The 22446-nt window shown below is 69.1% G+C and carries 17 protein-coding genes and 3 pseudogenes; 11 read left to right on the top strand and 9 right to left on the bottom strand.

Annotated elements, in window-relative coordinates:
* Positions 1-63 precede the first annotated feature (63 nt).
* Positions 64-3075 carry a bifunctional [glutamine synthetase] adenylyltransferase/[glutamine synthetase]-adenylyl-L-tyrosine phosphorylase gene (locus ABD357_RS39070; RefSeq protein ID WP_344396138.1) on the top strand — a complete coding sequence of 1004 codons (3012 nt, stop codon included), beginning with the start codon at positions 64-66 and terminating at the stop codon, positions 3073-3075.
* Between the two features lie 624 nt (positions 3076-3699).
* Here ABD357_RS39070 and ABD357_RS39065 read toward each other — a convergent pair.
* Both ABD357_RS39065 and ABD357_RS39060 read right to left on the bottom strand, forming a co-directional pair.
* Complete coding sequence (locus tag ABD357_RS39065) at positions 3700-4653, bottom strand: phosphatase PAP2 family protein (RefSeq protein ID WP_344396137.1); 954 nt, start codon at positions 4651-4653, stop codon at positions 3700-3702.
* A gap of 108 nt (positions 4654-4761) precedes the next feature.
* The gene (locus ABD357_RS39060; protein ID WP_344396135.1) at positions 4762-5796 is read right to left on the bottom strand and encodes a LacI family DNA-binding transcriptional regulator; all 1035 of its coding nucleotides are present in this window, start codon (positions 5794-5796) and stop codon (positions 4762-4764) included.
* Between the two features lie 379 nt (positions 5797-6175).
* Between ABD357_RS39060 and ABD357_RS39055 the strand changes: the two genes are divergently transcribed.
* The 6 genes from ABD357_RS39055 to ABD357_RS39030 all read left to right on the top strand — a co-directional run bounded on the left by ABD357_RS39055 (position 6176) and on the right by ABD357_RS39030 (position 13115).
* Entirely contained in the window at positions 6176-7450 is a 1275-nt protein-coding gene (locus ABD357_RS39055; RefSeq protein ID WP_344396134.1) for an extracellular solute-binding protein, read from the top strand.
* A gap of 111 nt (positions 7451-7561) precedes the next feature.
* Complete coding sequence (locus tag ABD357_RS39050) at positions 7562-8566, top strand: carbohydrate ABC transporter permease (RefSeq protein WP_344396133.1); 1005 nt, start codon at positions 7562-7564, stop codon at positions 8564-8566.
* A gap of 13 nt (positions 8567-8579) precedes the next feature.
* A complete protein-coding gene (locus tag ABD357_RS39045; RefSeq protein WP_344396131.1) occupies positions 8580-9488 on the top strand; it encodes a sugar ABC transporter permease in 909 nt (302 codons plus the stop codon).
* A 307-nt stretch (positions 9489-9795) separates the two neighbouring features.
* A complete protein-coding gene (locus ABD357_RS39040) occupies positions 9796-11490 on the top strand; it encodes a glycoside hydrolase family 13 protein (protein ID WP_344396130.1) in 1695 nt (564 codons plus the stop codon).
* A gap of 129 nt (positions 11491-11619) precedes the next feature.
* Entirely contained in the window at positions 11620-11973 is a 354-nt protein-coding gene (locus ABD357_RS39035) for a winged helix-turn-helix transcriptional regulator (protein ID WP_344396129.1), read from the top strand.
* Positions 11974-12047: 74 nt separating this feature from the next.
* Complete coding sequence (locus ABD357_RS39030) at positions 12048-13115, top strand: hypothetical protein (RefSeq protein ID WP_344396127.1); 1068 nt, start codon at positions 12048-12050, stop codon at positions 13113-13115.
* Between the two features lie 31 nt (positions 13116-13146).
* Here ABD357_RS39030 and ABD357_RS39025 read toward each other — a convergent pair whose 3' ends face one another.
* Positions 13147-13857, bottom strand: coding sequence for a hypothetical protein (locus ABD357_RS39025; RefSeq protein ID WP_344396126.1), 711 nt, complete (start codon positions 13855-13857; stop codon positions 13147-13149).
* A 232-nt stretch (positions 13858-14089) separates the two neighbouring features.
* Between ABD357_RS39025 and ABD357_RS39020 the strand changes: the two genes are divergently transcribed.
* Positions 14090-15466: an alpha-amylase gene (locus ABD357_RS39020; RefSeq protein WP_344396125.1), complete on the top strand. Its 1377-nt coding sequence runs from the start codon at positions 14090-14092 to the stop codon at positions 15464-15466.
* 96 nt (positions 15467-15562) lie between these two features.
* Here ABD357_RS39020 and ABD357_RS39015 read toward each other — a convergent pair whose 3' ends face one another.
* Positions 15563-16105: a TetR/AcrR family transcriptional regulator gene (locus ABD357_RS39015; protein WP_344396123.1), complete on the bottom strand. Its 543-nt coding sequence runs from the start codon at positions 16103-16105 to the stop codon at positions 15563-15565.
* Between the two features lie 13 nt (positions 16106-16118).
* Entirely contained in the window at positions 16119-16700 is a 582-nt protein-coding gene (locus tag ABD357_RS39010) for a sugar O-acetyltransferase (protein ID WP_344396121.1), read from the bottom strand.
* A 137-nt stretch (positions 16701-16837) separates the two neighbouring features.
* Here ABD357_RS39010 and ABD357_RS39005 point away from each other — a divergent pair.
* Positions 16838-17611, top strand: a pseudogene (locus ABD357_RS39005) (alpha-1,6-glucosidase domain-containing protein); the annotation flags it as partial.
* 33 nt (positions 17612-17644) lie between these two features.
* Entirely contained in the window at positions 17645-18001 is a 357-nt protein-coding gene (locus ABD357_RS39000) for a 5-carboxymethyl-2-hydroxymuconate Delta-isomerase (RefSeq protein WP_344396120.1), read from the top strand.
* A gap of 10 nt (positions 18002-18011) precedes the next feature.
* Here ABD357_RS39000 and ABD357_RS38995 read toward each other — a convergent pair whose 3' ends face one another.
* Positions 18012-18707, bottom strand: coding sequence for a TetR/AcrR family transcriptional regulator (locus ABD357_RS38995; protein ID WP_344396119.1), 696 nt, complete (start codon positions 18705-18707; stop codon positions 18012-18014).
* 265 nt (positions 18708-18972) lie between these two features.
* Between ABD357_RS38995 and ABD357_RS38990 the strand changes: the two genes are divergently transcribed.
* A complete protein-coding gene (locus ABD357_RS38990; RefSeq protein WP_344396118.1) occupies positions 18973-19374 on the top strand; it encodes a hypothetical protein in 402 nt (133 codons plus the stop codon).
* A gap of 88 nt (positions 19375-19462) precedes the next feature.
* Here the strand turns inward: ABD357_RS38990 and ABD357_RS38985 are convergent, their stop codons facing one another.
* From ABD357_RS38985 to ABD357_RS38975, 3 genes and pseudogenes are all read right to left on the bottom strand, one after another.
* Positions 19463-21004 (bottom strand): DUF1996 domain-containing protein, encoded by a 1542-nt coding sequence (locus ABD357_RS38985; RefSeq protein WP_344396117.1) that lies wholly within the window; start codon positions 21002-21004, stop codon positions 19463-19465.
* Between the two features lie 305 nt (positions 21005-21309).
* Positions 21310-21963 (bottom strand): annotated as a pseudogene (locus ABD357_RS38980) (LuxR C-terminal-related transcriptional regulator).
* Positions 21948-22427, bottom strand: a pseudogene (locus ABD357_RS38975) (sensor histidine kinase); the annotation flags it as partial. The pseudogenes ABD357_RS38980 and ABD357_RS38975, both read right to left, overlap by 16 nt.
* Positions 22428-22446: the final 19 nt, after the last annotated feature.

Genomic DNA, 22446 nt, shown 5'->3' with positions numbered 1-22446 from the left:
CTCACCGCAAGCACTCCGGTTAGGCTCATGGCCATACGACCTTGATCCGAGGGGAGGCCGGGGATGGCGACGCCGGGGCGCAGGAGCAGTACCTTCTCGCGGCTGCTGCGGCACGGTTTCACCGATCCGTCGGCCGCCGAGCGGCTTCTGGAGAGCGGCGAGCTGGCGCCGATAAGGAACGACCCGGTGCTGCTCGACGCACTCGGGGAGACCGCCGATCCGGACCTGGCGCTGCTCGGGCTCGTACGGCTCGTCGAAGCGCAGAAGGACCACGCGGGACAGCGCGAGCTGCTGGACACGCTGATCTCGGCGAAGCCGCTGCGCGACCGGCTCCTCGGAGTGCTCGGCGCCTCCGCCGCGCTCGGTGACCATCTCGCCCGGCATCCGCTCGACTGGCAGGCGCTCGTGATGTACGAGCCGCAGGACCTGCACCCCGGGATCGCGGAGTTCGAACGCGGCCTCGCCGAAGCCGCCGACCCGGTGTCCCTGCGCGTCGCCTACCGCCGCTGCCTGCTGTCCATCGCCGCACGGGACGTATGCGGAACCACCGACCTCGCCGAGACCGCCGCCGAACTCGCGGACCTCGCGACCGCCACGCTGCGCGCCGCACTCGCCATCGCCCGGGCCGCCGCCCCCGAGGACGCCGCCATGTGCCGCCTCGCGGTCATAGCGATGGGCAAGTGCGGGGGCCAGGAGCTGAACTACGTCTCCGACGTCGACGTCATCTTCGTCGCGGAGGCCGTGAACGGAGCCGACGAGGGCAAGGCCCTGCGCGCTGCGACCCGGCTCGCCTCCCACCTGATGCGGATCTGCTCCGAGACCACCGTCGAGGGCTCGATCTGGCCCGTCGACGCCAATCTGCGGCCGGAGGGCAGAAACGGCCCGCTGGTCCGTACGCTCTCCAGCCACCTCGCCTACTACCAGCGCTGGGCCAAGACCTGGGAGTTCCAGGCCCTGCTCAAGGCCCGGCCGGTCGCCGGGGACATCGAACTCGGCGAGGAGTACATCGCCACGCTCGCCCCCCTCGTCTGGCAGGCAGCCGAACGCGAGAACTTCGTCCCCGACGTCCAGAAGATGCGCCGCCGCGTCGTGGAGAACATCCCCGTCGCCGAGATCGAGCGCGAGCTGAAACTCGGTCCCGGCGGACTGCGGGATGTCGAGTTCGCCGTACAGCTCCTGCAGTTGGTGCACGGCCGGGCCGACACGTCGCTACGGAGCCGGACCACGCTGGAGGCCCTGAAGGCACTGGCCGCGGGCGGCTACGTGGGGCGCTCCGACGCCGTGCAGCTGGACGAGGCGTACCGCTTCCTGCGCTCGATGGAGCACCGTATCCAGCTCTACCGGCTGCGGCGTACGCATCTCGTGCCGGAGAGCGACGCCGATCTGCGCCGTATCGGCCGCTCGCTCGGCCTGCGCACCGACCCTGTCACCGAGCTGAACCGTCAGTGGCGGCGGCACACCTCCGTCGTACGACGCCTGCACGAGAAACTCTTCTACCGGCCGCTGCTCGACGCCGTGGCCCAACTAGCGCCGGGCGAGGCCCGGTTGAGCGCGGACGCGGCCCGCGAGCGGCTGGTCGCCCTCGGCTACGCGGACCCGGCGTCCGCACTGCGCCACCTGGAGGCGCTGGCGTCCGGCGTCACCCGCAAGGCGGCGATCCAGCGGACGCTGCTGCCCGTGCTCCTCGGCTGGTTCGCGGACTCCGCCGACCCGGACGCGGGACTGCTCAACTTCCGCAAGGTGTCGGACGCCCTGGGCAAAACGCCCTGGTACCTACGGCTGCTCCGGGACGAGGGAGCCGCCGCCGAGAACCTGGCCCGGGTCCTGTCCGCCGGGCGGCTGGCCCCCGACCTGCTGATGCGGGCCCCGGAGGCGGTGGCGCTGCTCGGCGACGGCAACGGCGACGGGGGCGGGGGCGGCCTCGGCCCTCGCGACCGTGCCCACCTGGAGCAGGAGATCCTCTCCGCCGTGGGGCGCGCCGACGGGGGAGAGGCCGCGGTCACCGCCGCGCGCGGGGTGCGTCGGCGCGAGCTGTTCCGTACGGCCGCCGCCGACATCGTCCGTTCGTACGGCACGGAGGAGTCGCCCGCCGCCGCCGCCGATCAGGGCGCGCTCGTCGACATGGTCGGCGGCGCGGTGTCCGACCTGACGGCCGCGACGCTCGCCGGGACGCTGCGTGCCGTCGTACGGCAGGGCTGGGGGGACACGCTGCCGACCCGCTTCGCGGTGATCGGGATGGGGCGGTTCGGCGGGCACGAGCTGGGTTACGGCTCTGACGCGGACGTGTTGTTCGTGCACGAACCACGCGAGGGCGTGCCCGAGCAGGAGGCCTCGCAGGCCGCCCACGCCGTGGTCGCGGAAATGCGGCGGCTGCTGCAGATCCCGAGTTCCGACCCGCCGTTGCTGATCGACGCCGATCTGCGGCCGGAGGGGAAGTCGGGGCCGCTGGTACGGACGCTGAACTCGTACGAGGCGTACTACCGGCGCTGGTCCCTGGTCTGGGAGTCCCAGGCCCTGCTGCGAGCCGTACCCGTCGCCGGGGACGCGGACCTGGGGCAGCGGTTCATCGAATTGATCGACCCCCTGCGGTATCCCGCGGAAGGACTCGGCGACGACGCCATACGCGAGATCCGCCGCCTGAAGGCCCGTATGGAATCCGAGCGCCTGCCGCGCGCCGCCGATCCCACCCTCCACACCAAGCTCGGCCGCGGCGGACTGTCCGACGTGGAGTGGACGGTGCAGCTTCTCCAGCTCCAGCACGGCTGGGCGGAGCCGGGCCTGCGCACGACGCGTACGCGCGAGGCCCTGTCCGCCGCGTGCGCCGCCGGACTGATCTCCGCCGAGGACGCCTCGATACTGGACGAGGCGTGGGTGCTGGCCACGCGGGTGCGGAACGCGGTGATGCTGGTGCGGGGGCGGGCCGGCGACACGTTCCCGTCGGGCGGGCGCGAGCTGGCGGCGGTGGGCCGGTATCTGGGGTTCGGGCCGGGGCATGTGGGCGACATGCTGGACGCGTATCGGCGTACGACGCGGCGGGCTCGGGGCGTGGTGGAGGAGTTGTTCTACGGGGGGTAGGGGGCTTGGGGGTTGTCTCGCCCCCGCCGCCCTTACCCGTCCCATCCCGGGGCCAGGCCCCGGAGCCCGCTGGGGGCTGCGCCCCAGACCGCTTTCGGGGCTCCGCCCCTGGACCTGCTGGGGGCTTCGCCCCTGGACCTGCTGGGGGCTTCGCCCCCGGACCCCCTTCGGGGCTTCGCCCCCGGACCTGCTCGGGGCTTCGCCCCCGGACCTGCTCGGGGCTTCGCCCCCGGACCCCGGTGGGGGCTTCGCCCCCGGACCCCGCTGGGGGCTTCGCCCCCGGACCCCCTTCGGGGCTCCGCCCCTGGACCCCGCTGGGGGCTTCGCCCCCGGACCCCGCTGGGGGCTTCGCCCCGGACCCCGCTGGGGGCTTCGCCCCGGACCCCGCTGGGGGCTCCGCCCCTGGACCCGCTCGGGGCTTCGCCCCGTACCCGGTTTAGGGGGCCAGCCCCCGGACCCCCGGCTCCTCAATCGCCGGAGGGGCTGATTTTGCGCAGCCCCGGGCTGAATTCCGCAGCTGAGATTCCGTTGCCCAGGCGGAACTTTGCAGGCCACGCCCGCATCAATCAGCCCGTCTGGGGGCACCTCCCAGCGGTAGCTGGGGGAGTTTGAGGACGAGGCCGTTCAGGCCGATGGGGGTCTGGGGGCGCAGCCCTCGGCGGGGTCCAGGGGCGGAGCCCCTTGGTATGGGACGGGTAGGGGCGGCGGGGGCGAAAACCCCCGGCTCCGCCCCCTCTGCACCGGTACCAGCCGCGGCAACCCGTACGGCAGTACCCCGTACCAGACCCACGCCACCGCGAAGCCGAACCCCAGGCACAGCACACCCCCCACCGCGTCCAGCCAGAAGTGGTTGGCCGTGGCGACGATGACCACCAGCGTGGCCGTGGGGTAGAGGAGGCCGAGGACCCGGACCCAGGGGACGGAGGCGAGGGCGAAGATCGTCAGGCCGGACCAGACGGACCAGCCGATGTGCATGGAGGGCATCGCGGCGTACTGGTTCGACATGCTCTTCAGGTCACCGGACGCCATGGAGCCCCAGGTCTGGTGGACGACGACCGTGTCGACGAAGTCGCTGCCGTTCATCAGGCGGGGTGGCGCGAGCGGATACAGGTAGTAGCCGACGAGGGCGACACCCGTGGTCGCGAACAGCACCATACGGGTCGCCGCGTAGCGGCCGGGATGGCTACGGAAGAGCCATACCAGGACACCGAGCGTGACGATGAAGTGCAGTGTCGCGTAGTAGTAGTTCATGCCGACGATCAGCCACGTCACCGAGTTCACGGCGTGGTTGACGGTCTCCTCGACGGCGATCCCGAGGTGGTGCTCCACCTTCCAGATCCAGTCGGCGTTCCGCAGCGCCTCGGCCTTCTGCTCCGGAACGGCGTTGCGGATGAGCGAGTACGTCCAGTAACTCACCGCGATCAGCAGGATCTCGAACCAGAGGCGGGGACGACGGGGTGCCCGCAGCCGGCGCAGGAAGTCCTGGCCCGCGCGGTAGCGGCCGTCGACCTCGTCCGCGACGGGCGTCGGACCGGCCTGCTGACGGCCTTCCGTAGTCGTCACCGTCGTCTCACCCATAAGGAAAGAGTCTGCCAGAGAATCCGTCCCCCACCGATCATCCGTCGGTCGGGTCCTGGGCGCACGTTCTAAGCCTGAGGGACCTATAGGCGCGGCGTTTTCTACTGCCTAGGGACGATTCCGTTCCCCAGGGGACGAAGCGGTCGAACCCCGCACCACCAGCTCCGGCATGAACACGAACTCACTGTGGGGAGCCGGTGTTCCCCCGATCTCCTCCAGCAACGTGCGCACGGCCGCCTGTCCCATGGCCGGCACCGGCTTGCGGATCGTCGTGAGCGGCGGGTCGGTGAACGCTATGAGCGGGGAGTCGTCGAAGCCGACCACCGAGACGTCCCGCGGAACCTCCAGGCCACGCTGCCGAGCCGCCCGGATCGCACCGAGCGGCATCATGTCGCTCGCGCAGACGACGGCCGTGCACGCGCGGTCGATCAGAGCGGTGGCCGCGGCCTGGCCGCCTTCCAGGGTGTGGAGCGAGTGCTGCACCAGGCGCTGCTCGACGTCGTCCGTACTCAGGCCCAGCAGGTCCTGCATCGTCCGCACGAAGCCCTCGATCTTCCGCTGTACGGGCACGAACCGCTTCGGGCCGAGCGCGAGCCCGATGTTCGTATGACCCAGCGAGACGAGGTGGGTGACGGCGAGAGCCATCGCCGCGCGGTCGTCCGGCGAGATGAAAGGGGCCTGGACCTTCGGCGAGAAACCGTCCACGAGGACGTAGGGGACGCCCTGGCCGCGCAGCCGCTCGTAGCGCTGCATGTCCGCGGAGGTGTCGGCGTGCAGCCCCGAGACGAAGATGATCCCGGCGACACCCCGGTCGACGAGCATCTCCGTCAGTTCGTCCTCGGTGGAGCCGCCCGGAGTCTGCGTCGCGAGGACCGGCGTGTAGCCCTGGCGGGTCAGGGCCTGGCCGATGACCTGGGCCAGCGCCGGGAATATCGGGTTCTCCAGCTCCGGCGTGATCAGGCCGACCAGACCCTCGCTGCGCTGCCGCAGCCGTACCGGGCGTTCGTAGCCGAGGACGTCCAGTGCGGCCAGTACGGACTGGCGGGTGGTGGCGGCGACGCCCGGCTTCCCGTTCAGGACGCGGCTGACGGTCGCTTCGCTCACCCCCGCCTGGGCTGCGATGTCGGCAAGCCGTGTGGTCACAGGGGTGGACTGTACCGGCCGGGTGCCGCCTTGCACACCGATCCGGCGTGGTGGGCGACCTGGTGACCGGCCCGGTCCGGGCTGCTGGGTCATCGCGCTCCCTGATGAAAGTGGCGGCAAAGGCTTGCAGAGTCTTGCATAGGCGGCAGGGCGGCTCTACGTCCGTAAACAAGCGTCTCACGCCGGTCGCTCCTGGGTCACGTCCGGATAACATCGAAGATCACTTGCACTTTTTTGCTGCAAGCTCTTTCGTAACGCTTGCAGCGCTGTTACGTTCAGCGTCGCCCGGCGGCGGCAGCGACGCAGTCCGCGAGTCGGCGGCGAGCGGCGGACGGGGCCGCTCTCAAACCACACGGGCTTTCACCCTCAAGGAGAACTCATGCGGCGTGGCATAGCGGCCACCGCGCTGGTGGCGTCCCTCGCCCTCACGGCGACGGCCTGCGGCGGCAGTGACAGCGGCAGCGACGAGTCGGACGGCCCCCTCACCATCACCTGGTGGGACACCTCCAACGCCACCAATGAGGCACCCACGTACCAGGCCCTGGTCAAGGAATTCGAGAAGGCCAACCCTGACATCAAGGTCGACTACGTCAACGTGCCCTTCGACCAGGCGCAGAACAAGTTCGACACCGCCGCCGGAGCCAAGGGCGCCCCGGACGTCCTGCGCTCCGAGGTCGGCTGGACCCCCGCCTTCGCCAAGAAGGGCTTCTTCCTGCCGCTTGACGGCACCGAGGCCCTCGCGGACCAGGGCAAGTTCCAGTCCAGCCTGATCGAGCAGGCCAAGTACGACGGCAAGACGTACGGCGTCCCCCTGGTCACCGACACGCTCGCGCTGGTCTACAACAAGGACCTCTTCAAGCAGGCCGGCATCAGTGAGCCGCCCGCCACCTGGGACGACCTGAAGAAGGCCGCCGCCACCATCAAGGACAAGACCGGCGTCGACGGCTACTGGGGCTCCACCCAGGCCTACTACGCGCAGTCCTTCCTCTACGGCGAGGGCGCCGACACCGTCGACGCCGACGCCAAGAAGATCACCGTCAAGTCGCCCGCCGCGGTCAAGGGCTACGAGACCTGGGAGAGCCTCTTCGACGGCAAGGGCCTGCACAAGGCCGACACCACCGCCGACGCGTACGCCCATATCCAGGAGGCGTTCGTCAGCGGCAAGGTCGCCTCGATCATCCAGGGCCCCTGGGAGATCACGAACTTCTACAAGGGCTCGGCCTTCAAGGACAAGGCCAACCTCGGCATCGCCACCGTCCCGGCCGGCTCCACCGGCAAGGCGGGCGCCCCGACCGGCGGCCACAACCTCTCCGTGTACGCCGGTTCGGACCAGGCGCACCAGGAGGCCTCGCTGAAGTTCCTGAAGTTCATGTCCTCGGCGAAGTCCCAGGAGACGATCGCCCTCAAGAACTCCACGCTGCCGACCCGCGACGACGCCTACACCGCCGAGGTCAAGGCCGACCCGGGCATCGCCGGCTACCAGGACGTGCTCCCCGCCGCCCAGCCGCGTCCGGCGCTGCCCGAGTACAGCTCCCTGTGGACCCCGCTCGACACCGAACTGAACGAGGTCGCCGGCGGCAAGAAGTCCCTCGACGAGGGCCTGAGCAGCGCTCAGACCGCGATCGCCAAGCTGGTCCCGGACTTCAGCAAGTGACTCCGCGTGGCCGTCGGGTCCCCCTGATCCCGGGGGAGGGACCCGACGGCCACCGGCCTGCCGCCACCCGGCTCACCCCTGATCCGCAGATCTCCCCGAAGGTTGTCGACCATGACAGTCGCCATCGACCGCGCGACCGGCAAGCGCCGCGGTGAGCGAGCCCCGCGCCCCGGGCCGCTGAGGCGCCTCAGGCACAGCTACCAGAAGTACTGGTACGCGTACGCGATGATCACTCCCGTGGTCGTCGTGCTCGGTGTCCTCGTGCTCTACCCCCTGGGGTACGGCCTCTACCTGTCGCTCACCGACGCCAACAGCCTCAACACGGCCCGCACTATCGGCGTCAACGAGATCGAGGCGACGTACAAGTTCATCGGTCTCGACAACTACGCCGACCTCCTGTGGGGCGAGACCGCCTACGACCGCTTCTGGTCGCACTTCATCTGGACGATCGTCTGGACGGCCGCCTGCGTCGTCCTGCACTACTCCATCGGTCTCGGCCTCGCGCTGCTGCTCAACCAGAAGCTGCGCGGACGGACGCTCTACCGCCTGATCCTGGTCCTGCCGTGGGCCGTGCCCACCTTCGTCACCGTCTTCGGCTGGCGCTTCATGCTCGCCGACAGCGGCGTCATCAATGCGGCTCTCGACGCGATGCACCTGCCGACGCCGCTGTGGCTGGAGGACACCTTCTGGCAGCGGTTCGCCGCGATCATGGTCAACACCTGGTGCGGTGTGCCGTTCATGATGGTCTCGCTGCTCGGCGGACTGCAGTCGATCGACTCGGCGCTGTACGAGGCCGCCGAGATGGACGGCGCCAGCGCCTGGCAGCGGTTCCGGTACGTCACCCTGCCGGGCCTGAGGTCCGTCAGCTCCACCGTCGTACTCCTCGGCGTCATCTGGACCTTCAACCAGTTCGCCATCATCTTCCTGCTGTTCGGCAACACCGCCCCGGACGTCGACATCCTCGTGACCTGGGCGTACTACCTGGGCTTCGGCCAGCAGCCACGCGACTACGCGCAGTCGGCGGCCTACGGCATCCTGCTCCTCTCCATCCTGATCGTCTTCACCTCCGTCTACCGCCGCTGGCTGAACCGCAACGATCCGCAGCTCGCGATCTGAGGCAGGAGTCCCCATGAGCACCACGACGCTTCCGACCACCTCAGCGACGGATCAGGCCCCGGGCGCGGTCCGGCCGCGCAAGACCCGCCGCCGCGGCGAGCGCGGCCTCGGCGCCTCCCTCGCCTCACACGGCATCCTGATCGTCGCGAGCCTGATCGCGCTGTTCCCGATCGCCTGGCTGGTCTTCCTGTCCCTCGGCCCGGACAAGGACGACTACCTCCACCCCGGGCGCATCTTCGGGAAGATGACCTTCGACAACTACGTCTTCGTGCTCCAGGAGACGAAGTTCTTCGACTGGCTGACGAGCACGCTCCTCGTCTCACTCGGTACGACGCTCATCGGCGTGCTGGTCGCGGCGACGACCGGTTACGCGGTCTCGCGAATGCGCTTCCCGGGCTACAAGAAGTTCATGTGGGTGCTGCTGGTGACCCAGATGTTCCCGATCGCCGTACTGATCGTGCCCATGTACCAGATTCTGTCGGAACTCCAGCTCATCGACAGTTACCTTGGCCTGGTCCTCGTCTACTGCTCGACGGCCGTGCCGTACTGCGCCTGGCTGCTCAAGGGCTACTTCGACACGATCCCGTTCGAGATCGACGAGGCCGGGCGCGTCGACGGGCTGACCCCCTTCGGCACGTTCGCGCGGCTGATCCTGCCGCTGGCCAAACCGGGCCTGGCGGTCGCCGCGTTCTACAGCTTCATCACCGCGTTCGGCGAGGTCGCGTTCGCCTCGACGTTCATGCTGTCCGACACGAAGTACACCTTCGCGGTCGGGCTGCAGAGCTTCGTCAGCGAGCACGACGCACAACGGCATTACATGGCCGCGACGGCCGTGCTGATCGCCGTGCCGGTCTCCGCGTTCTTCTATCTTGTGCAGAAGAACCTGGTGACCGGGCTCACGGCGGGCGGCACGAAAGGCTGACGCCTGGCTGCGGCGCCGTCGTGGCTGGTCGCGCCCGCGCGGCGGAGCCGCAAGCTGAATACAGCCCCGCGCCCCTAAAGGGGCGCCCCTGGCGCCCCCGGAAGACGGAGGCGGTCGCGGTGTCCATCCGACCCCGCCGGCATCGCGGCCGCCTCACATCCGAGACCCGGCAGTTTCCGGGATTTCCGTAAAACGCCGAAAACCTGCAAGCGCCACAATCGCGTAGAGCCTGTAATTCGTAGAGTCAGCAGTTCCGTAGACCCCGAAGACCTCTGTGAACCGAACCCCGTTACGTACCAAGGACGCCATGAGCCAGCACTCCACTGACCCGGCCCCGGCCCCCGCTTCGACGTCGGCTCTCGCCACTGTCGCCAGACACCGCGACTGGTGGCGGGAAGCGGTGATCTACCAGGTCTATCCGCGCAGCTTCGCCGACAGTAACGGCGACGGCATGGGCGACCTGGAGGGCGTACGTTCCCGACTCCCGTATCTGCGAGACCTCGGTGTCGACGCCGTGTGGCTCAGCCCCTTCTACGCCTCGCCGCAGGCCGACGCCGGCTACGACGTCGCGGACTACCGGGCCGTCGACCCCATGTTCGGCAACCTGCTCGACGCGGACGCGCTGATCCGCGACGCCCATGAGCTGGGCCTGAGGATCATCGTCGACCTGGTGCCCAATCACTCCTCCGACCAGCACGAGTGGTTCAAGCGCGCACTCGCCGAAGGGCCGGGCTCCCCCCTGCGGGACCGCTACCACTTCCGCCCCGGCAAGGGCGCGAGCGGTGAACTCCCGCCCAACGACTGGGAGTCCATCTTCGGCGGGCCCGCCTGGACGCGGGTCACCGAGCCGGACGGCACACCCGGCGAGTGGTACCTGCACCTCTTCGCGCCCGAGCAGCCCGACTTCAACTGGGACCACCCGGCCGTCGGCGACGAGTTCCGCTCGATCCTGCGGTTCTGGCTGGACATGGGCGTCGACGGCTTCCGTATCGACGTCGCCCATGGACTGGTGAAGGCCGAGGGGCTGCCCGACCTGGGCTCGCACGAGCAGGTGAAGCTGCTGGGCAACGATGTCATGCCGTTCTTCGACCAGGACGGCGTGCATGCCATCTACCGGCAGTGGCGCACGGTGCTCGACGAGTACGCGGGCGCCCGCATCTTCGTCGCCGAGGCCTGGACGCCGACCATCGAGCGCACCGCCAACTACGTACGCTCCGACGAACTGCACCAGGCTTTCAACTTCCAGTATCTGAGCACCCATTGGGACGCGGCCGAGCTGCGCGCGTGCATCGACCGCACCCTCGACGCGATGCGCCCGGTGGGCGCCCCGGCCACCTGGGTGCTGTCCAACCACGACGTGACCCGGCACGCGACCCGGTTCGCCAACCCGGCCGGGCTCGGCACCCAGATCCGTACCGCCGGGGACCGCGACCTGGGCCTGCGCCGGGCGCGGGCGGCGACCCTGTTGATGCTGGCGCTGCCCGGATCGGCGTACATCTACCAGGGGGAGGAGCTGGGCCTGCCGGACGTCGTCGACCTGGCGGACGAGGTGCGCCAGGACCCCGCGTACTTCCGGGGCGAGGGCCAGGACGGCTTCCGTGACGGCTGCCGGGTGCCGATTCCCTGGACCCGTACGGGATCGTCGTACGGCTTCGGCGCCGGCGGCAGTTGGCTGCCGCAGCCCGCCGAGTGGGCCGAGCTGAGCATCGAGGCACAGACCGGGGCCGAGGGCTCCACACTGGAGCTGTACCGCTCCGCGCTCGCCGTACGGTGCGAGCAGCCCGACCTCGGGGCCGGTGACCGCGTCGAGTGGCTGAAGGCCCCCGAGGGCGTCCTCGCCTTCCGCCGCGGGGAGTTCGCCTGTACGGCGAACACCGGGAGCGACGCGGTGACCGTACCGGCGTACGGCCGAGTGCTGCTCACCAGCGGCGAGGTGACCGTCACGGACGAGGGCGAGGCGAAGCTGCCGGCGGACACGACGGTGTGGTGGACGACGGGCTGACGGTCCGCTTCGTTCGTCAAGGGCCGGCTGTTCCGGCAGCCGCCTGCAGTCGGCTTTCAGGGCCCGCCGCCCCGGTTCGGGGCGGCGGCGCCCGGCCCGGTCCGTGTGGGCTGTCAGCCGGGTTGCCGGATGCTCTCGAAGACGCGCCGGCCGGCGGGGGACGTGGTCGCCGGCAAGTGGAAATCACTGATCCTCTGGGAGTTGCACCACCACGGGACCCGCCGGTTCGCCGAACTGCGCCGCGGCCTGCCGGGCGTCAGCGAGAAGATGCTGGTTCAGCATCTGCGCGAGATGGAAGAAGACGGGCTCGTGCATCGTGAGGTGTACCGCGAGGTGCCACCGAAGGTCGAGTACTCCCTGACAGAGCACGGCATCTCCCTCAACGCCGCCCTGGCCCCCCTGGGGAGTTGGGGCACCGAACGCATCCGACGGATCGGGGCCGGCAAAGTCTCGGTCGACGACGACGCGACAGTTCGGCGGTAGGAACACGGCCTGATCACCCCGGAACCGCGCACGGGGCCCTGAGCGACTTCACCAGTGCATCGGACGGCCGAGACATGGGGGACGCACAGGTGAGCGAGGCCGTGTACGCGGAACAGTCCTGGAATCCGCTGGCGAGGACGGTCGAACTGACCGAGGGCGGGCTGAAGGTGGGGAGCAGGACGACCCAGCTGGCCGAGCTGCACGTGGTGGCCATGGCGGACGCGTACCTGCGGGGGCAGTGGCTCGGCGGTGGTGGCTCCGAGCGGCCGTTCGCGTATTTCGCCTCCGGTACTGGGATGGTGCCGGTCACGCGTATCACCGGGTCCACGAAGCCGGTGAAGGCACGCCGGGCCGCTGAATTCGCCCAGGCCCTTGGGGATATGGCGGTACGTCATGCCGGTGGCCCGGCGGCGGTCAGCGCGCTCGCCGACCGGGCGCGGGCGGAGGGTGTGCCCCTGTGGATGGCACGCCGTGTCGCCGACGGTCCGGGTGGGCCGGTCGCGGTGGCGGTGGACCGGCGGTCCGTACGCGTCGACGTCTGGTCGCAGTCCGCCCCAGCGGTACGGATCCGGGCACCGCACGGAGTGTCGGCCGACCGCAGGGATCTCAGCCGGGGGCTGCTGCTGACCGTGGGCGGGGCGCCTGCCGTGCTGGCCGTCACCTTCGCCATGCGGAAGTCGAAGCGCCGCGTGGTCGTCGAAATCTCGCAGCGCCGCTGGGAGCTGACGCGCGAGAACGCGCGGTCCTCCCGTCTGACCTGCAACGACCGTCCCGTGGCCCTCCTCACCCGCCCCCTGCCCGGCGCGGTCATGCCGGGCACGGTGCTTCTTCCTCTCGCGGACGTATGGCACGACAGCCCCGACCCGCTGGATGCAGTCATGGCCCACACCTTCGCGGTCGCCTTCGGCCTCGGCGACGCGACGGGCACGGTCCGCTTCCGCGCCCGCCGTGACCTGTCCGCCGACGAGCCCGTCTGGGACGAGCACTGGTTCACCAACCTCGGCTCCGGCAGCGACGACAACGGCTCCGGCGGCGGGTCCGGAGACGGCTGGGATGCAGGCAGTGGCGGCGACGGCGGCGGTGGGGGCGACGGCGGCGGTGGGGGCGACGGCGGCGGTGGAGGTGATGGCGGCGGGGACTGACAGTGACCGTCGAATGGCGGCCCAGTGCCGGTCATCCGTGCAGCCAGATCCGCAGCGGACCGACCGGCTCGAAGCCGTGGCGCACAGCGACCGCAAGGTCTTCGCCGTGCTCATAGCCGACCACCGGCAGAGTGGGGAACAGCCAGTGCACCGCACCCAGTACGACCGGCCAGGCCGTATCAGGGCCGCCGTCCGGCGAGAAGACGTTGGAGATTCCGACCACCTGATCGCTGCGGGTCGCCATCGCTCCGGCGACCACCCCGCCGTCTGCGGAGTACCCGGCGAGCACGAACGTGGCCGGGTCATCGAGCAGTTCGGGCCGGAAGAGGCCCGCAGTACCGTCCCTGCCGGCCCAGGCGAGCGCCCATGCGCGCAGCGTGCGCGGGTTGTCCGCCACGTCCCAGGCGAGACCTGACGCGGTAGCCGGCGCACCCGCCGGGCGGTGGATCCACTGCGCCTCGAACAGCACCTGGAAGCCGGCCTCGGTCAGCTCGAGGTCGGCGAAGCTGTCCTTGACGGAGGCGCCAGGCGCTGTGGTGTCGATCCGGGCCACGAGCACAGCCGGGTCGGCGCCCGACACCAGAGTCACCGCGGCGGGGTAGTGCAGCGGCGTGCGGACCTGGGACGTCCACGCCTCATCCCCGAACTCGCCTGCCAAACCGTGCGATCGGCTCATTGCCGCGCACCACTCGGCGTTGTTGCGCGCGGCGGCCTGGACGAGGAACTGCTTCGGCGTCGTCACGAGTGCGGATCATGGCCCGTCCCGCCCCGGCTGGTCGAACCGTTTTCCGGTGCCCGTGGTCAACCACCTTGAGCGTGAAGGGATTTCGTGCGGGTGACGAAGCCGTGACCGGAGGGTTGACCCTTGAACAAGGGCCTCGTACCGTCAGCTCCGCTGAAAGATTTCAGCTGTCTTGCAGCAAGAACCTTCAACGCCACACCCCATGGCGCCTTCGAAGAAGAAGGACCCCCACATGGCCAACAGAACCCTTTCCGGCGCCCTCACGCTCGTGGCCGCCGCCGCTCTTGTCATGACCCCGACCGCGGCCCAGGCCTCCCCGCCCGGCACCAAGGACGTCACCGCCGTCCTCTTCGAGTGGAACTTCGACTCGGTCGCCAAGGAGTGCACCAGCACGCTCGGCCCGGCCGGGTACGGCTACGTCCAGGTCTCCCCGCCTGCCGAGCACATTCAGGGGGTGCAGTGGTGGACCTCGTACCAGCCGGTCGGCTACGCGATCGCCGGACGGCTCGGCAACACCGCCGACTTCACCGACATGGTCACCGCCTGCCACAACGCGGGCGTGAAGGTCGTCGTCGACACCGTCATCAACCACATGTCGGCGGGCAACGGCACCGGCACCGGTGGCTCCTCCTACAGCAAGTACGACTACCCGGGCCTGTACTCGTCGAACGACCTCAACGACTGCACCTCGACCATCAACGACTACACCAACCGCGCCAACGTCCAGAACTGCGAACTCGTCGGACTCGCCGACCTGGACACGGGCGAGGAGTACGTCCGCTCCGCCATCGCGGGCTACATGAACAAGTTGCTCGGCTACGGCGTCGACGGCTTCCGTATCGACGCGGCCAAGCACATCCCGGCGGGCGACCTCGCCGCCATCAAGTCGCGGCTGAGCAATCCGGACGCGTACTGGAAGCAGGAGGTCATCTACGGCTCCGGCGAGGCCGTCCAGCCCACCGAGTACACGGGCAACGGGGACGTCCAGGAGTTCCGGTACGCGTACGACCTCAAGCGGGTCTTCAACAGCGAGAACCTCGCCTACCTCAAGAACTACGGCGAGGGCTGGGGCTATATGAGCAGTGGCGTCTCCGGCGTCTTCGTGGACAACCACGACACCGAGCGCAACGGCTCCACCTTGAACTACAAGCAGGGCGCCAACTACACCCTGGCCAACGTCTTCATGTTGGCCTGGCCCTACGGTGCCCCGGACATCAACTCCGGCTACGAGTTCACCGACACGGACGCGGGACCGCCCAACGACGGCCAGGTCAGCGCCTGTTGGCAGGACGGCTGGAAGTGCCAGCACAACTGGCCCGAGATCAAGTCCATGGTCGCATTCCGCAACGCCACCCGCGGTGAGTCCGTCACCAACTGGTGGGACAACGGGGGCGACGCGATCGCCTTCGGGCGCGGCGGCAAGGGCTACGTCGCCATCAACCACGAGTCGAGCGCCCTGACCCGCACCTACCAGACCTCGCTGTCTGCGGGCACGTACTGCGACGTGCAGAGCAACACGACCGTCACCGTGAACAGTTCGGGACAGTTCACGGCGGCCCTCGGCTCGAATACGGCCCTGGCGATCCACGCGCGCAAGTCCAGCTGCTGAAGACCAAGTTGGGGAGCGGCCGACGCCGGCCGTCCCTCCCGGGCCCGTGGGGTGCGGTGCCAGGGCCGCTCCCCACGGGCTGCTGGGGGGTGCCGCCTACGGGGCAGTGATGCGGTCGACGGCCCGTCGCGTCAGTGCGCGGTCGTGGGGCGAGCCGGCCAGGGCGCGGTGCAGGGTCAGACCCTCGATCAGCGCGTCCAGTTGGCGGGCTGTGTCCGCGTCGAAATGCTGTTCCAGCAGGTGGCGGCTGCGGTCCATCCACTCCTGGGTCAGCTGACGGTATTCCGGCCGGCGGGCGGCAAGGGTGTAGAGCTCGTGGGCGAGGACGAGATCGCGGCGAGGTACCTCGGAGAGCGTGTGGATGAGGTCGATGACGGCTTCCCTGGCCTGTTCGGGGCTGCCTGCTCGGCTGAGGTGTTGCTCGAAGACGGCCGCGATCTGGTCGGCGAAGCGTGTGAAGGCCTGGCGCAGCAGGTCGTCGATGCCGGTGAAGTGGTAGGTCATCGACCCGAGGGGCACCTGCGACCGGGTGGCGATCTTGCGGTGGGAGACGCCGGCGACTCCCTCGTCGGCGATCAGGTCGAGGGTGGCGGCGAGGATCCGTTCGCGCCGCTGTGGATCGGTGTGTCCGGTGGCCATGAGGGATGTGCGGTCAGAAGTTGCGGACAGGGCGGGCGGGGTTGCCGACGGCGACGACGTTGGCGGGTATGTCCCTGGTGACGACTGCGCCGGCGCCGATGACGGCGTTGTCGCCGATGGTCACTCCCGGGCACACGATGGCTCCACCACCGAGCCATACGTTGTCACCGATGGTGATGGGGCGCGCGGCTTCGAGCTTGTCGCGCCGGGGTTCCGGCTCCACCGGGTGGGTGGGAGTCAGGAGTTGGACGTTCGGTCCGATCTGGCAGTCCTCGCCGATGGTGATCCGTGCTACGTCCAGAGCCGTCAGGTTGTAGTTGACGAAGGTGCGGGCCCCGATGGTGATGTTGCTGCCGTAATCGACGTACAGCGGCGGCCGTACGTCGACGCCCTCGCCCACCGACCCGAGCAGCTCTGCCAGGAGGGGCCTGGCACCGTCGGCGTCCTCGATGTAGGCGTCCTGGTAGCGGGCGGCCAGTCGCATCGCGCGCTGCTGTCGCCGTGCGATCTCCGGGTCGTCAGCGATGTAGGGGTCGCCCGCGAGCATGCGTTCCAGGTTCGTGCGCGGGTCGTCAGCGAAGTAGTCCGTCGACATGCGTACGATCGTACACTCCGGAATGTACGGACGTACACTCCGCTGTTGAAAGTTCTTGCTCCGACTTTCAAGGCTCTTGCTGTAAGGCTTTCGTCAGCGATACGGTCGCGCCGGCGCCCGGCGCCCGGGCCGTGCCGCGGCGCATCAAGGGCTCCGAGGTCGACTACAACGGAGCACCCGCCGGTTACGCGGACGCGCCCGGCGATGCCCTCGCCTACGCCGACGCGCACGACAACGAGTCGCTGTTCGACGCCCTCGCCTTCAAGCTGCCGTCCTCGACGAGTGCGGCCGACCGCGCCCGTATGCAGGTCCTCGCCATGGCCACGGCGACTCTCTCGCAGGGCCCGGCGCTCTCCCAGGCCGGCACCGACCTGCTGCGCTCCAAGTCCCTCGACCGTAACTCCTACGACAGCGGCGACTGGTTCAACGCCATCCACTGGAACTGCGCCGACGGCAACGGCTTCGGGCGCGGGCTGCCGATGGCGGCCGACAACGCGTCCAAGTGGCCGTACGCCAAGCCCCCGCTCGGCAGCGTCAAGGTCGGCTGCGAGCAGATCGAAGGCGCCTCGGCGGCGTACCGGGACCTGCTCAGGATCCGTACGACGGAGAGTGCCTTCTCCCTCGACACGGCGGACCAGGTCCAGTCGAAGCTGTCCTTCCCGCTGTCCGGGAAGGAGGAGACGCCCGGTGTGATCACCATGCGGCTCGGCGAGCTGGTCGTCGTCTTCAACGCGACGCCCGACTGGCAGACACAGCGGGTCGCGGCGCTCACGGGGAGGGCATACGCGCTGCATCCGGTGCAGGCCGCGGGCGCGGACCCGGTCGTCAGGGCTTCGTCGTACGAGCCGGAGTCGGGCACCTTCGCTGTTCCAGGACGCAGCGTCGCGGTCTTCTCGCAGGCCACCGGCTAGGCTGGCCGCAAGAGCCGTAGAACAGGAGTGCCCATGCCGCAGATCACCGTCGACTACTCGGTGCCGCTTGGCGACGCCTTCGACCGGAAGGGCTTCGCGCTCGCGCTGCACACGATGGTGGTGGAGACGGCCGCCGCGAAGCCCGAGGCGTGCAAGACGCGGTTCCGGCCGACCGAGGATCTTGTGATCGGCGCGGAGGCGGACGGGCACGCTCTGGTGCATGTCGCGGTCGCGTTGCTGCCCGGCCGTACGGAGGAGACGAAGGCGGCGCTGACCGAGCGGACGCTGGAGCTGCTGCGGGCCCATGTGAAGCCCGCCGGCGGGATCACGCTGCACGCCTCCGCGGAGGTGCGGGACCTCGACGCCTCGTACAACAAGTTCGAGGAATAAGGCCAGAGACCTACGACGCGAGGGCGATCAGCCGGCCGACGAGGTCCGTGAACGGGCCCTCGGCCGGCTCGTCCTTGAGCATGCGGCGCAGCAACGTGGCCATTTCGTCGTCGTACGCCGCGCTCACCGCCGTCAGCGCCGCGAAGTCGTGGACGAGCTGCGCTTCCAGTTCGGCACGGGGGATACGGCGGCCGTCCAGCCAGATCAGGGCCGTCGACTCGGCGAGTGAGATCCAGGAGCGGACGACCAGTTCCAGCCGGGCGGGCGGCCGGTCGATGTCCAGATGCGCCAGTATCTGGATGTATGCGGCCTGCCGTACGCCGTCCACGAGGGCGTTGGTGGCGGAGGAGCCCACCGCCGGGCCGCCCCGCATCAACGCCGAGAATCCGGGCCCGTGCTCGTCGACGAAGTCGAAGTACCGCCGCATCACCCGCAGCAGCCGCGCGCCCAGCGGACCTTCCTGCGGCTCCACCAACCGGGAGGCCAGATCGTCCGCCGCCCGCTTCAACGCCGCCTCGTACAGGCTGAGTTTGCCGGGAAAGTAGTGGTAGACCAGGGGCCGGGAGATACCGGCGGCCGACGCTATCTCGTCGATGGAGACCTCATCGGGCGAGCGTCGGCTGAACAGTTCGAGCGCGACACCGATCAACTGCTGCCGCCGCTCCTCGACACCCATTCTGCGGCGTACCTGTACCCCGGTTGTCATGCGAACACCTTACCGATCGGATCCGGCCTCCAACGGGACGGTGCCGCAAGGGTGTTCACATGTCCAGCGTCTCACTCCGTGAGTCTGTGGGCGTCTGGTGGGCGGCCGGTGCGTCTCTGTGGGTGATGTCCGGCGGGGCCCGGTGTGTGGTTCGGTAGGAGCGCGATTGAGTGTGGGACCTGTGGGAGCCGTATCGAGGGGTAGGGCCCTGCCGGGGCTCTCTGCGGCGTGGAGTTCATGTCGCCGGAAGGGAGTGGAGGAACAGATGAGGTTGACAAGGGCGGCTCTCACGCTGACCGGCGCGGTGGCGGTACTGGCCCTGACGGGCTGCGGATCCGGTGAGGGCGAAGCGCAGGCTGTACCGAAGGAGGCCACCGGCAGCCTCGAACACCTGGCCGCCCAGGTGAAGTGCAAGCCGAACCTGCAGATCGACGCCGACACCATCCGTCAGGCCATCTGCAAGGACGGCACAAAGAAGTACATCCTCGCCACCTTCGCCACCGACCGCGGCCACCGCGAGTGGATCAACATGGCCAAGCACCACGGCGGTCACTACGTCGTCGGCCGCAAGTGGGTCTGCGTCGGCCACAAGGACGTGGTGGAGGAACTGCAGGGCACGCTCGGCGGGACGCTGGAGGTGGGGGGCCACGGCTCCGGCGGCCACTGAGTGGTCACCGAGCATCGGGCGGGCATACGAGGAAGCCGGCGGTGGGATTCCCACCGCCGGCTTCCTCTTGGGGACACCCCCTATCGGGTCACTGGCATTCCTGCCCGGTGTTGATGCAGTCGACCACCTGGTTCATCAGGTTCTCGTCCATGACGTTGATGAAGTCGTTGTGGTCGGTGATCGCCTTGTGCAGCTCCGACTGGAAACCGTCCACCGCGATCGGGTTCTGAATCTGTCCGTTCTCGATGACCGGGGCCGGGGCGTCGTACACCAGCCGGATCTGCAGCTGGGGGATCGCCTGGAAACCGTTTTCGCAGCTGCCGTCCGCCTGGACGAAGTCCACGTGGTCACGGTGGTTGGCGCTGTCGATGTTCTGACCGTCCCAGCAGCTCTGGAAGTTGGCCGTACGGACCACCTGGCTGCCCTCGGGGCAGATCGGGTACTTGTCCGTCAGCTGCCTGTCCTCGAAGCCGGTGCAGCTCAGTGAGGCGTTGGCGTTCGCGTCGCCGTTGCTCAGGGCCTTCGCGTCACCGGTGATGATGCGCAGGAACTTCGGCATCGCGACGACGTCGCTCTGCTTGTTGCCGACGAACTTGATCTCGGCCTGCTGGGCCTCCAGGATCGTGCCGACGTTGCCCTGGGCGCCACCACCCTGCTCGTTGGCGTCGAACTCGTCGTTGCCGTCCTGGAGCCGGAGCACCGGCCAGTAGTAGGTGGACTTGTCACCCTGGTTCTGGCACGTGGTGTCCGCGTTGTCCAGGTCCTCGTCGCTGGCGAAGGCGTCGTTGCCCTGGTTGCCGACGTAGTCGTGCGTGTGCTCCGCGCCGTTGTCGACACCGGGCGCCACGATCAGGTTGTCGGTGTTGAACAGGTTGTTCGCGTTGGTACCGCACTCCGTGGTGAAGGTGCCGGTCGAACCGCTGTCACCGTTCGCCTTCAGCCCGTTGCCGTTCGGCGGGGGAGTGTTGGGCTGGACCTGGGTGATGTCGACGAAGTCGTCGGCCACCGGGCCGTTGGCACCGTTGCCGTTGTCGCCGACCTGCTCCTGGCCGCCCTGGTCCTGGCCTTCGCCACCCTGGTCCTGGCCTTCGCCACCCTGGTCCTGGCCGTCGCCCTGGTCCTGACCGTCGTTGTTCTGGTCCTGACCTTCACCGGCGTTCGGTTGTTCGACCTGCATGCCCTGGCATTGGGCGAGCTGGTCGAGGTTCGGAGCCTCACCGCCCGCGCGCCGGATGTTGATCCCGATCCGGTCGATGGTCGCGGTCCGCTTGGCCTTCAGCGGCCCGAGAATCGCGTTGTCGACGTAGCTCGAGTCGCCCGCCTGCGCCTGGCGCGTAGAAGCGAGCCGGGTGTACGCCTCGCTGACCTGCTTGTTGAGATTCGCCAGCTCCTCTGCGACACCAGCGCGCGCACCGTCCGGCACGTCTTTCAGCTGGTTACCGACGTCCGGGCACTGGATGGTGGCCGTCTGGCCGGCTGTCGTCTGCGCGTTCTGCTGTGAGTTCTCCTCACCCGCCGATGCGTAGATATTCGCCGCCAGCAAGCCGCCGCCACCCAGCGCGAGAGCCGCCGATGCGGCTATCGCCCGGTTGGCGAGCGTGGAGCGGCGTTTTCGGTTCGTGCGTCCCATGGAACTCCTCTGGCTTCCTTGCGGGGCATTGAGGCGCCCGACAGGAGGTGAAGCGGCGCCGTTCAGTACGCAAGGGGCTCATGGGGTGTTCAGCGGCATCAGAAATTGGTGAGAGATTGGTGGAGCAATTCCGGCTCAAGGGGCCCAGAACCCCCTGTTTCAACGGCAGTTGAGGGGGGAACGCTGACTCTGATTCAGTGAATCTTCGGTGCGGGCCAATTCTTATACCGGGTCGCTATGTCAGTCTTGTGCCGGTCCTCCGCAGGCCCTCCGTGAGCCCTCTCCGGACCTCCGCCCATTCCTTTTCAGCGGCCCTGGTCCAAATAGGCGAGAACAGCCAGAACACGGCGATTGTCATCGTCCGACACCTCGAGGTCCAGCTTCGCGAAGATGTTGGAGGTGTGCTTCGCTATGGCCCGTTCTGTCACCACCAGCCGCTCCGCGATCGCCGCGTTCGAGCGGCCCTGTGCCATCAGCTCCAGCACCTCCCGCTCGCGCGGCGTCAGCCGCCCCAGCGGCCGGCTCTCCGCCTGACGCCGCGACAACAGCTACTGGATCACTTGCGGATCCATCGCGGTGCCGCCCGCGGCGACCCTGCGTACGGCGTCGATGAACTGCTCGGCGTCGAAGACCCGGTCCTTCAGCAGATAGCCGACCCCGCCGGTCCCGTCGGCGAGCAACTCCCGCGCGTACAACTGCTCCACGTGCTGCGACAGCACCAGCACCGGCAGCCCGGGTCTCGCCCGGCGCGCGTGAAGCGCGCACTGCAGGCCTTCGTCCGTGTGCGAAGGCGGCAGCCGGACGTCGACGACGGCGACGTCCGGCTTCAACTCGGCGAGCGCCCGCGTGAGTTCGGGCCCGCTCTCCACCGCCGCCGCGATCTCGAAGTCGTACGCCTCGAGCATCCGTACCAGTCCGTCGCGCAGCAGGAAGAGATCTTCGGCTAGGACAACTCGCAAGGGATCTCCATGGTCACCATGGTGGGACCGCCCGCGGGGCTGCTGACGGCCAGGACGCCGTCGAATGTACCCAGTCGCCTCTCGACTCCGGAGAGTCCCGAACCCGCCCCGGTCACGGCACCGCCCTTGCCGTTGTCGGTGACGGTGATCCGCAGCATCCCGTCGGGTTCGCGGATGTGGTGCACATCGATCCAGATCCGGTCGGCCACCGCGTGCTTCACCGCATTGGTGAGGACCTCGCTGACGGCGAAGTACGCGGCCGACTCGACCGGAGCGTCCACACGTCCCCGGAGGTCCACGTCCACCTCGGTTCCGACGGGCAGCCGCAGCGCCAACGCCCGTACGGCGTCGCCCAGTCCACGCTCGGCGAGTACGGGCGGGTGGATGCCCCGGACGAGGTCGCGCAGCTCGGTGAGCGCGTCGGCGGAGGACTTACGGGCCTGTGCGAGGAGGTGCTTTGCTTTCTCTCGTCTCGATGGTCGT

This window comes from Streptomyces vastus (assembly GCF_039532825.1).
GTDB classification, from domain to species: domain Bacteria; phylum Actinomycetota; class Actinomycetes; order Streptomycetales; family Streptomycetaceae; genus Streptomyces; species Streptomyces vastus.
Note: the sequence above shows the minus strand (reverse complement) of the source record. Positions and strands in the feature narration are given on the sequence as shown.